This window comes from uncultured Microscilla sp. (genome assembly GCF_947493425.1).
Taxonomy (GTDB): domain Bacteria; phylum Bacteroidota; class Bacteroidia; order Cytophagales; family Microscillaceae; genus Microscilla.
In genome coordinates, this window is sequence record NZ_CANLRP010000423.1 from 1 (window position 1) to 794 (window position 794).

The 794-nt window shown below is 39.0% G+C and carries 1 protein-coding gene; it reads right to left on the reverse strand.

Annotated features, from left to right (window positions below; all coding sequences use genetic code 11):
* Positions 1 to 562: transposase (locus tag Q0954_RS34150; protein WP_299466622.1), on the reverse strand; the 562-nt coding region annotated here is incomplete at its 3' end.
* Positions 563 to 794 lie beyond the last annotated feature (232 nt).

Consider the following 794-nt stretch of genomic DNA (forward strand, 5'->3'; position numbering starts at 1 on the left):
TTAAATGTATTTTTATTTCCTTTAAAAGCGTCTTGAGTTGTTTTCGGATTAATTCCAGTCTCTGGGTAATAAGCTTCTCACGGGTAGGATGTACTACTTTGGCATGTTTAAGAGCGTGGAGCTGATTTTTGAGCCTAGCTTGTTCTTTTTTTAAGGCCTCCCGTTCTCTGGTCAAATCCCTCAGCATTTGATAATAAGCCAAAGGAGGTGACCAAATTTCTAGCTTTCGCTCCAGGCCCATACTTGCTAAGGAACGAGCATCTAACTGGTCAGTCTTGGAGGAGGAGGGATAACTTTCTTTATATTTTTTGGCTTGGGTGGGCTGAACAATGGATACTGAATAGCCTTCTTCATGAAGAAAATAGGCTAGTTGCTCGTGATAAACTCCGGTGGCTTCCATTGTACAAAGTAAAGGAACATCTACTACAAAATGTTGCTTTACCCAAGCACAAAATCGCTTAAATCCCTGAGGAGTATTTTTAAATTCCATCACAATTTTTACTTGAATTGTACGGTCTAAAAGCAAGAAACTTAAACAGGCTACAAAACTATTTTTAGCCATGTCTAGGCCTACATTCTGGGCAAATATTTGGGATTTCTTCATCTGTTAAGTAATTTAGAAACAACTATTTGGTTGATATTAGTAGGTTTCCTTTTTACCAATGCTCGTAGATAGAGGCTTATAGTTGTTATGTTCACATCACTATAGCTAAGGGTACTGCTGAGGTTTAGGAAGACCACAGGGAATACCGGCGAAACCTTCGCTTGGGAATCATCATCTGATGTTCAATGCT